9 protein-coding genes are annotated in these 9,736 nt (G+C 71.4%); 8 read left to right on the top strand and 1 reads right to left on the bottom strand.

What is annotated here, in order from left to right; all coding sequences use genetic code 11:
* Positions 1-18: 18 nt before the first annotated feature.
* From OG254_RS06385 to paaE, 7 genes are all read left to right on the top strand, one after another.
* Entirely contained in the window at positions 19-1,566 is a 1,548-nt protein-coding gene (locus OG254_RS06385; RefSeq protein WP_405578150.1) for a DUF6519 domain-containing protein, read from the top strand.
* Positions 1,566-2,456 (top strand): peptidoglycan-binding protein, encoded by an 891-nt coding sequence (locus tag OG254_RS06380; RefSeq protein ID WP_405578147.1) that lies wholly within the window; start codon positions 1,566-1,568, stop codon positions 2,454-2,456. The genes OG254_RS06385 and OG254_RS06380 overlap by 1 nt, the downstream gene beginning before the upstream one ends.
* Before the next feature lie 143 nt (positions 2,457-2,599).
* The gene (paaA, locus tag OG254_RS06375) at positions 2,600-3,577 is read left to right on the top strand and encodes a 1,2-phenylacetyl-CoA epoxidase subunit PaaA (RefSeq protein WP_405578145.1); all 978 of its coding nucleotides are present in this window, start codon (positions 2,600-2,602) and stop codon (positions 3,575-3,577) included.
* On the top strand, positions 3,574-3,867 hold the full coding sequence (gene paaB, locus OG254_RS06370; RefSeq protein ID WP_147996091.1) for a 1,2-phenylacetyl-CoA epoxidase subunit PaaB: 294 nt from the start codon (positions 3,574-3,576) through the stop codon (positions 3,865-3,867). The genes paaA and paaB overlap by 4 nt, the downstream gene beginning before the upstream one ends.
* 10 nt (positions 3,868-3,877) lie before the next feature.
* Entirely contained in the window at positions 3,878-4,705 is an 828-nt protein-coding gene (paaC, locus tag OG254_RS06365) for a 1,2-phenylacetyl-CoA epoxidase subunit PaaC (protein WP_405578140.1), read from the top strand.
* Positions 4,699-5,208: a 1,2-phenylacetyl-CoA epoxidase subunit PaaD gene (gene paaD / locus OG254_RS06360; protein ID WP_405578137.1), complete on the top strand. Its 510-nt coding sequence runs from the start codon at positions 4,699-4,701 to the stop codon at positions 5,206-5,208. Before paaC ends, paaD begins: the two co-directional genes overlap by 7 nt.
* A complete protein-coding gene (gene paaE / locus OG254_RS06355; protein ID WP_405578134.1) occupies positions 5,209-6,324 on the top strand; it encodes a 1,2-phenylacetyl-CoA epoxidase subunit PaaE in 1,116 nt (371 codons plus the stop codon).
* 101 nt (positions 6,325-6,425) lie between these two features.
* Here the strand turns inward: paaE and OG254_RS06350 are convergent, their stop codons facing one another.
* Entirely contained in the window at positions 6,426-8,591 is a 2,166-nt protein-coding gene (locus OG254_RS06350) for a TerD family protein (RefSeq protein WP_405594866.1), read from the bottom strand.
* A gap of 167 nt (positions 8,592-8,758) precedes the next feature.
* Between OG254_RS06350 and OG254_RS06345 the strand changes: the two genes are divergently transcribed.
* The gene (locus OG254_RS06345) at positions 8,759-9,721 is read left to right on the top strand and encodes a Dyp-type peroxidase (RefSeq protein WP_405578132.1); all 963 of its coding nucleotides are present in this window, start codon (positions 8,759-8,761) and stop codon (positions 9,719-9,721) included.
* Positions 9,722-9,736 lie beyond the last annotated feature (15 nt).

Genomic DNA, 9,736 nt, shown 5'->3' with positions numbered 1-9,736 from the left:
ACCAGGGGGACCCCCTTCATGCACGCTGATCTCTCCCGCCTCACGTTCCGCCCGCAGCGGCGCTACTCGGCGGTCATCGCTCAGCAGGGCCGCGTCCAGCTCGACGCCGACATCAACGAGCAGACCGCGATCCAGCTGCACCAGGCCCGCACCCTCGCCGCCGACCTCATCGGCCGGCACGGCGGGCCGCGTGACGCCGCGGGCTTCAAGGTCGACTACGTGGGCGGCAAGCACGACATCGACTCGCTGCACATCCACGGCGGCCGCTACTACGTCGACGGCATCCTGCTGGACGCCACCCGCCCGGCGCCCGGCGTGCCGGTCCCGGACGAGGACGCCGAGGAGCAGGAGGTCGCTGCGCTGCCCGAGTACTGGACCTACTGGGACCAGCCCGACGGCTTCCGCGACCAGGAGAAGCCCGGCGACCGGCTGCCCTCGCCCGCCCAGACGCCCTTCGTGGTCTACCTGAACGTGTGGGAGCGCGCCGTCTCCGCGGCCGAGGACCCGGCGCTGCGCGAGGTCGCCCTCGGCGCCGCGATGCCGGACACCGCGGCCCGGGTGAAGGTCGTCTGGCAGGTGCTGCCGCTGTCGCTGGCCGCGCTGGACATCGAGGAGACCGACCCGTCGAAGGAGGTCGTGCGGGCCGCCTTCGACAAGTGGGCGCAGAAGCAGGCCACGCCCACCGCGCGCCTGGCCGCCCGCAGCGAGCGGCCCGACCACGCCGACGAGGACCCCTGCCTGGTCAAGCCGGACGCCCGCTACCGCGGCCAGGAGAACCAGCTGTACCGCGTCGAGGTGCACGCGGGCGGCGAGGCCAAGGATGCCACCTTCAAGTGGTCCCGGGAGAACGGCTCGGTGGTCTTCCCGGTCGACGAACTCGACGGCACCTGGGTGCAGTTGGCCTCCCTCGGCCACGACGACAAGCTTGACCTGGACGTCGGCGACCACGTCGAGCTCGTCGACACCGCGTACGCCTCCCGCCTCGAACCCCTGCCCCTGCTGCGGGTCGAGGAGCTGGACCTGCCGGGTCGCCGCGTCCGCCTCAGCGCCGAGCCCGACCAGTCCGTCGGACGGCTGCCCCACCTCAACCCGTTCCTGCGCCGCTGGGACCACCACGAGGGGCCGAAGCGCAAGGGCCGTACGACCGCCCTGAAGGGCGGTGCGGTTCCTGTCGCGGAGGGGGAGTGGCTGCCGCTGGAGGACGGCGTCGAGGTGTACTTCGCCAAGGGCGCCGGCTACCGCACCGGCGACCACTGGATCATCCCCGCCCGCACCGCCACCGGCAGTGTCGAGTGGCCCACGGACGCCGCCCGGCGCCCGCTGCTCCAGGCGCCCGCCGGCATCGTCCGCTCCTTCGCGCCGCTGGCCCTGGTCAAGGGCGAGGGCGGCACCGTCGACCTGCGCCTCGCGTTCACCCCGCTGGCCAGCAGCATCCCGGCCGCGGACGAGGCGACGCTCGCGGCGGAGGAACAGGCGCGCCGCGAGGAGCAGTTGGCGGAGGACCCGTCCCGCGGGAGGTCGCAGACCACGGCGGATGCGGAGGCGGCGGCGGAAGGAGACGAGTGATGGCCAAGCCCCTGAGCGCATCCAAGCTGGTGGAGATCCTCCGCGCGGAGGGCCTCACGGTCCACGAGGTCCGCAGCTGGCGCACCCACAACCGCAACAGCAAGGGCGCCTGGGGCCCGGTGAACGGCGTGATGATCCATCACACCGTCACCAAGGGCACCGAGGCGTCGGTGAACATCTGTTACAACGGCTACTCCGGCCTGCCCGGCCCGCTCTGCCACGGCGTGATCGACAAGCAGGGCCACATCCACCTCGTCGGCAACGGCCGCGCCAACCACGCCGGTCTCGGCGACAGCGACGTCCTGCGCGCCGTGATCAACGAGTCCAGGCTGCCGCACGACAACGAGGCCGACACCGACGGCAACGCCCGCTTCTACGGCTTCGAGTGCATCAACCTCGGCGACGGCAGGGACCCCTGGCCCGAGGCGCAGAAGGAGGCCATCGAGAAGGTCTCCGCCGCGATCTGCCGGCACCACGGCTGGAGCGAGCGCTCGGTGATCGGGCACAAGGAGTGGCAGCCGGGCAAGCAGGACCCGCGCGGCTTCACCATGGACGGCATGCGGGGACGCATCGCGCAGCGGCTGGGGGGCGGGGGAGGAGGAGGGACCCCCGAGCCGGACCCGAAGCCCGCGCCCAAGCCGAAGCTGGAGCCCTTCCCGGGCAGCGGCTTCTTCCACATCGGCCAGAAGTCGCCGATCATCACCGCGATGGGCCGCCGCCTGGTCGCCGAGGGATGCGGCCGCTACGAGGACGGCCCCAGCCCCGAGTGGACCGAGGCCGACCGCCGCTCCTACGCGGCCTGGCAGCACAAGCTCGGCTTCAAGGGCAAGGACGCGGACGGCGTCCCCGGCAAGGTCAGCTGGGACAAGCTGAAGGTGCCCAACGTGTGACGGTCCGCGACCGGCAGTGAGACGGCCCAGGTACCCCGCGGGGGTGTCCTGGGCCGTTCTCGCGCGTTCGAAGGGTCTTGCTCCCCTGGCGGAAACACGTCACACTGGATACCGAACGAATGGTCGGTTGGGAAGCGGGAGCGATGACGACCTCACACTCCGCCGAGGCGCCCCCTGAAGGGCCGCTGCAGGAGCACTTCGACGCGACGATCTCGCGCGACCAGCGAATCGAGCCGCGGGACTGGATGCCGGAGGGCTACCGCAAGACGCTGATCCGGCAGATCGCGCAGCACGCCCACTCGGAGATCATCGGCATGCAGCCCGAGGGCGAGTGGATCAGCCGCGCCCCGTCGTTGCGCCGCAAGGCCATCCTGTTCGCCAAGGTTCAGGACGAGGCCGGGCACGGGCTGTACCTGTACTCGGCGGCGGAGACCCTGGGCGCCGACCGCGCCGACCTCACCGACCGGCTGATCGAGGGCCGCCAGAAGTACTCGTCGATCTTCAACTACCCGACCATGAGCTTCGCCGACGTCGGCGTGATCGGCTGGTTCGTGGACGGCGCCGCGATCTGCAACCAGGTGCCGCTGTGCCGCAGCTCGTACGGGCCGTACGCGCGCGCGATGGTGCGGATCTGCAAGGAGGAGTCGTTCCACCAGCGGCAGGGCTACGAGCTGCTGATGACGATGATGCGCGGCACCGACGCCCAGCGGGAGATGGTGCAGGACGCCGTGAACCGCTGGTGGTGGCCGTCGCTGATGATGTTCGGCCCGCCCGACGACGCCTCGCCCAACTCCGCGCAGTCGATGGCCTGGAAGATCAAGCGGCACAGCAACGACGAGCTGCGCCGGCGCTTCGTCGACATGACCGTCCCGCAGGCCGAGAAGCTCGGCGTCACCCTGCCCGACCCGGAACTGCGCTGGAACGCCGAGCTCGGTCACCACGACTTCGGCACCCCCGACTGGGACGAGCTGATGCGGGTCATCAAGGGCGACGGGCCGTGCAACGCCCAGCGGATGGAGCGGCGCAGGAGCGCCCACGAAGAGGGCGCCTGGGTGCGGGAGGCGGCCACCGCCCACGCGGCCAAGCAGGCCGCCCGCCAGGAGAAGGGAGCGGCTGTATGAGCGCCGAGAAGCAGGACTGGCCGCTGTACGAGGTGTTCGTACGGGGCAAGCGCGGGCTCAACCACGTCCACGTGGGCTCGCTGCACGCTGCGGACGACCGGATGGCGCTCACCCACGCGCGCGACCTGTACACGCGCCGCAACGAGGGCGTGTCGATCTGGGTGGTGCGCTCCGAGCACATCGCCGCCTCCACACGCGACGAGAAGGACCCGTTCTTCGCGCCCAGCGCCGACAAGGTCTACCGCCACCCGACGTTCTACGACATCCCCGACGACGTCCCGCACATCTGAAGGAGAGGGCATGAGTGACGACCACGTCTACATGACCCTCGCCGAGGGACACGAGGACGACACCCGCTGGGCCTACGGCACCGGCTTCGAGGACCCCCTGCACGGCGTCGACACCACCGTGCCCGAGGGCGTCGACACCGGCGAACTGGCCGCCGTGTGCGTCGCGTTGGCCGACGACGCGCTGGTCTCTGCCCAGCGTCTGGGCGAGTGGGTCACCCGCGCCCCCGAGCTGGAGGAGGAGGTGGCACTGGCCAACATCGGCCTCGACCTCCTCGGCCAGGCCCGCCTGCTCTACTCCCGCGCCGGCCAGGCCGACGGCACCGGCCGCGACGAGGACGCCTACGCCTACTTCCGCGACGCCGGCGACTTCCGCAACGTACGCCTGGCCGAACTGCCCTGCGGCGACTTCGCGTTCTCGATCGTGCGGCTGCTGGTGCTGTCCAGCTGGCGCCTCGCCCACTTCGAGCGGCTGGCCTCCCACCCGGACCCCGTGCTCTCGGCGATCGCCGCGAAGGGCGTCAAGGAACTGAGCTACCACCGGCAGTACGCCGCCGAGTGGGCCGTACGCCTGGGCGACGGCACGGACGAGTCGCACCGCCGGATGCGCCGGGCCCAGGAGCAAGTGGCCCCCTACATCGGCGAGTTGTTCACGGCGTACGACGTGCGCGACGAGGTGGTCGCGGACATCCGCCAGGTCACCGCGGCGGCCGGACTGCCCATGCCGGTGTACCGCCCGCTGCCCGGATCCGGCCGCGACGGCGAGCACACCGACCATCTCGCCCCGCTCCTTGCCGAGTTGCAGGGCGTGGCCCGCGCCCACCCGGAGGCGACATGGTGACGACCCTGCTCGACGCCCGGCGCGCCCGGCACGTCGCCGCGCAGGTGCCGGACCCCGAGCTGCCCATGCTCACCCTGGCCGACCTGGGCGTCCTGCGCGACGTCGAGCTGACCGAGGACGGCACGGTCGTCGCGAGCCTCACCCCGACCTACTCGGGCTGCCCGGCCATGGCCGAGATGCGGGCGGACGTGGCGGGGCGGCTGCGTGACGCCGGGTACGCACGCGTAGAGATCCGTACGGTCCTCGACCCGCCGTGGACGAGCGACTGGATCACCGCGGCCGGCCGTCGCAAGCTTGCCGAGCACGGCATCGCCCCGCCCGGCCCCGCACCGCGCGGCGGCCCCGTCGCGCTCGTGCTGTCCCCCACCCGGCAGGCGGTGGCCTGCCCGCGCTGCGGGTCGGCGGACACCGAGGAGACCTCCCGCTTCGCCGCCACCTCGTGCAAGGCGCTGTGGCGCTGCCGCGCCTGCCGTGAGCCGTTCGAGTACGTCAAGGAGATCTGAATGGAAGGCGTCACCGAAGCAGGGACGGCCGCCGCGCTGCGCCCGCGCACCCGCCGCCGTCCGGCCTTCCACCGCCTGCGCGTGGCCGCCATCCAGCCCCTGTGCGCGGACGCGGTCGCCGTCGGCTTCGACATCCCGGCGGAGCTGGCCGAGGAGTTCGCGTTCGAGCCCGGTCAGTCGCTGACGCTGCGGCGCGAGATCGACGGGCGCGACGAGCGGCGCTCGTACTCGATCTGCTCGCCGGTCGGGTCGAGCCCGCGCATCGGCGTACGGGTCGTGCCGGGCGGCCTCTTCTCGTCCTGGCTCGTGGGCGACGTGCGCCCCGGCGACACCGTCGAGGTGATGGCCCCCACCGGCGCCTTCACCCCCGACCTGACCACGCCCGGCCACCATGTGCTGATCGCGGCGGGTTCCGGCATCACACCCATGATGTCCATCGCCGAGTCCGTCCTCGCCGCCGACTCTCGCTCGACCGTCACTCTCTTCTACGGCAACCGTCGCAGCGACACCGTGATGTTCGCCGACGATCTCGCCGACCTGAAGGACCTCTACCCGACCCGGTTCCAGCTCGCCCACGTGCTGTCGCGCGAACCCCGCGAGGCCGAGGTGCTCTCCGGCCGGATCGACGCCGAGCGGCTCTCGGCGCTCGTGGACGCGCTGGTCGACGTGACGAGCGCCGACCACTGGTGGCTGTGCGGCCCGCACGGCATGGTCCGGGACGCACAGGGGGTGCTCGCGGGCCTCGGCGTCCCGGACGAGCGGGTGCACCAGGAGCTGTTCTTCGCCGACGACGAGCCGGTTCGGGAGGTGCACCACGAGGAGGCCGGCCCGCAGGGACCCGTCAGCCAGGTCACTATCACCCTCGACGGCCGCTCCACCTCCGCCGCCCTGCCGCGGGAGCGCTCCATCCTCGACGGCGCCCAACGCACCCGCCCCGACCTGCCGTTCGCCTGCAAGGGCGGCGTCTGCGGCACCTGCCGGGCCTTGGTCACCGACGGAAAGGCGGACATGCGGCGCAACTTCGCACTGGAGCCGGCCGAGGTCGACGCCGGCTACGTGCTGACCTGCCAGTCGTACCCGGTGTCCGAGACGCTGACGGTCGACTACGACAGCTGAGCCGACGGGAAGAGTTGAGTGGCGAGGAAAGCGAAAGGACTATTTCAGAAGGATTTGAGAAGGAAGTCCCTTCATGGCCTCGCCACGGCCGACTCTAACAGTCACTCCGGGATCAGGTCGCGCAGATTTTCGGGTACGACGATCCGCGACCCGGGGTGCAGCCCGTCCGGCCGCTGAAGGCCGATGTAGGTGACCGGACCCTCCGGGACCGTCCTGCCGTCCCACAGGGTCGTCGTCGTGGCGTCCATCAGGCCCGTCAGGTAGCGCACCGTCAACTGCTTGCGCTCCACGATGCCGCGCAGCAGCGTCGCCACCGACACCCGGTTGCCCTCCACCCGGTTGGCTGCAGGCGTTCCCCGCAGATACAGGTGCAGCCACTTGGCACGCCACCGGCCGTCGGGACCGCGCTGGAACGCCAGCGGCAGCGCGACCCGGCCCGGCCCGCGGAGATCCGACTTCATGCGCACGGTACGCGGCTCGAACGGACGGCCCTGCTGCTCCGTGTCCCGCAGCATGAACCCGAAGAACGACTCGGCGACCTCCTCGAAGCCCTCCCCGGCGAAGATGTTGACCTGCGGGACGATGAACTCCCCGCGCACGGCGCCGAGGCGCAGGTTGATGAACTCCGAGGCGCCGTCGGGCGCTTCGGTGATGTCACCGGAGTGCTCGCCCTCGAGGTCCGTGAGGTTGGTGTACGCCAGCCAGCAGACCGTCGCGTAGTCGGCGTCCAGCATCAGCGCCGACAGGTCGTAGTCGGTGCGGTGGCCGGCCTCCTTCCAGTACACGAAGAAGCGCAGCAGCTCACCCTCCACGGGCGACACCGAGCCGCGGGGCAGCACGCCGAGCCCTGCCGCGGAGGCCCTGCCGCTGAGCGGCAGCGCGACCTCCAGGGCGTCCGGGTCGATCAGCAGATGGCCCGGGTCCGGCAGCCGGCGTCGCAGTTCCTCGTCGAGTACGGCGATCAGGCGCTCCCGCTCGGGCGGCAGCACCGGCGGACGCTCGTCCGCGGTGACCCAGGCCCGGCCGAGCCGGTTCACGAACACGCGGGTCTCGCCCGTGTCCTGCGCGCGGTTGGCCATGTGCTCGCGGACGGACAGCAGGACCCGTCCGGAGACATCGGCCACGACCTCCTCGACTGCGGTGACCACCGCGTCCCGCTCCTCCTGGTCGAGCGCCATGCGCAACAGCCGGTCCAGCGCGCGGAACAGCTTGCCCGGCGCGGACCTCAGCAACTTCACCGCGCCGATGACGTCGTGCATGCCGAGCAGCTCCTCGACCCGGCTGTCGAAGGAAGGCGCCCGCTTCTCCCCGCGCGCGACCGCGAACACGTCCGCGGCGTGCGGCCACTGCGGGTACTCGTGCGGGTGCAGCCGCTCGCCCAGCCGCTTGAAGTCCTCGCGGTGCGCATGGACGTCCGCGAGCTTGGCGGGCGCCGCGGCGACCACCGAGTCCAGGCCCGCCAGCAGGGCGCGGCGCACCGGCCGGGACAGTCCCCGAAATCGCGTGGCCTGCGCGAGCGTCACATCGCCGTCCGACACCGCGCATGCCAGCCGCAGCACATCGGTGACCGTGTCCAGCAGCAGCACCGAACCGGTCCGAATCCGGGCCCGGTTGACCACGGCACGGTTCTCCCGGACCGGGATCGCCCCGGGCTGCGGCCCCTCCGCGCAGGCCTCGGCGAGCACGCCGAGATCACGCAGGGCGTCCTCGCCCAGCGGCGTGCTGCTGCCCGCCAACGCCAGGTACAGGGCGCCGACTTCGGAGTCCGCGTCATCGCCGAGATGCAGGACCGTCATCCGGTCGCCGGCCGCGGCGATCAGTTCCTCGTGGTGGCCGAGCATTTCGGCGTACGTGTGCTGGTAGCGGCCGTACGACGGCAGCGTGAGCAGATCGACGACACCCGTGCTCAGCTGCTCCAGGACGCGCCCGCGTGCCCCGTCGTCGGCGAGTGCCTCGGCGATGCAGCGCATCCAGAAGTCCATGGTGTCCGGCACGTTGGCCGGGAAGTCGACGAAGTAGACGTTGTGCGCCACATGGTCGCCGACCATCTCGCGCACCGTGCCCAGCGTCCGCACCGCGGTGTCGACGACCGCGCCCTCGGACAGCCCCGACAGCCGCTCCAGCAGCTCGGCCGAGAGCTTGAAGCCCACGGACATGAGCGCGGCGTCGAACTGCCGCGCCGCGACGGCGCCTTCGCCGGCGAGGCCGGTGGGGCGCGGGATGCGACGGGTGTGCCGGATGACCAGGGGTTCGAGACGGTGGACCATGCCGGGATGATCCCAGACCCGTACGAGCGTTCGCATGCGGGTTTTTTGCGGCCGAATCCGCCGATCCTGCCTCGCACACGCGCCAGAAGTGCGGGAATTCGGTGGGTATTGTTCCCGGTTCGGCCGGGCATCGTTAGGTGGCGGGGTCCGAGGGTGAGAGGGGAACCATGCCGTCATCCAAGCCGTCGTCCATACGGTCGGCCGGTGCACTGCCGCAGCCGGTGCTGAGTCAGCCGGCGCCCGTAGCGGTGTTCCTGGTGGTCACGATCGAATCCGGAGGCGAGAGCGCCGTACGCGACCTGATGGCCGGGCTCGCGGGACTGGTCCGAGCCGTCGGCTTCCCCAGCCCGGACGGAGGCCTGTGCTGCGTGGCCGGTGTGGGATCCTCGGCCTGGGACCGGCTGTTCGAGGGTCCGCGTCCCCAACAGCTGCATCCCTTCGAGGAGTTGGAGGGCCCCCGGCATCGCGCCGTGGCCACCCCGGGCGATCTGCTCTTCCACATCCGCGCCGCCCGCACGGATCTGTGCTTCGCCCTGTCCGCCGAGATCATGAAGCGGCTGCGCGGGGCGGTCACCGTCCAGGACGAGGTCCAGGCCTTCGCCTACTTCGACTCCCGCAACCTGCTCGGCTTCGTCGACGGCACCGAGAACCCGGTCGGTCAGGCGGCGGGCGAGGCGGCGATCGTCGGCGACGAGGACCCCGCGTTCGAGGCTGGCAGCTACGCGCTCGTGCAGAAGTACGTGCACGACGTCGACGCCTGGGAGGCCCTGGCCGTCGAGGCCCAGGAGAAGGTGATAGGGCGCTCCAAGCTGACCAACATCGAACTCGATGTGCCCGGCTCCCACATTGACGTGAACACGGTCACCGGCCCCGATGGGGAGGACCTGGAGATACTCCGGGGCGCCATGCCATTCGGCAGGCCCGGCCACGGCGAGTTCGGCACGTACTTCATCGCGTACGCGCGGACCCCCGAGATCCCGGAGACCATGCTCCGCAAGATGTTCCTCGGCGGCCCCGAATCCGGCCCCGACCCGATCCTCGACTACTCCCAGGCCGTCACCGGAACCCTGTTCTTCGTGCCCTCGGCCACCTTCCTGGAGTCGATCCCGGAAGGGGAGTGCAGGGACTGACCGAGCCGGACGGGG

This window comes from Streptomyces sp. NBC_01092 (genome assembly GCF_045039535.1).
Taxonomy (GTDB): domain Bacteria; phylum Actinomycetota; class Actinomycetes; order Streptomycetales; family Streptomycetaceae; genus Streptomyces.
Note: the sequence above shows the minus strand (reverse complement) of the source record. Positions and strands in the feature narration are given on the sequence as shown.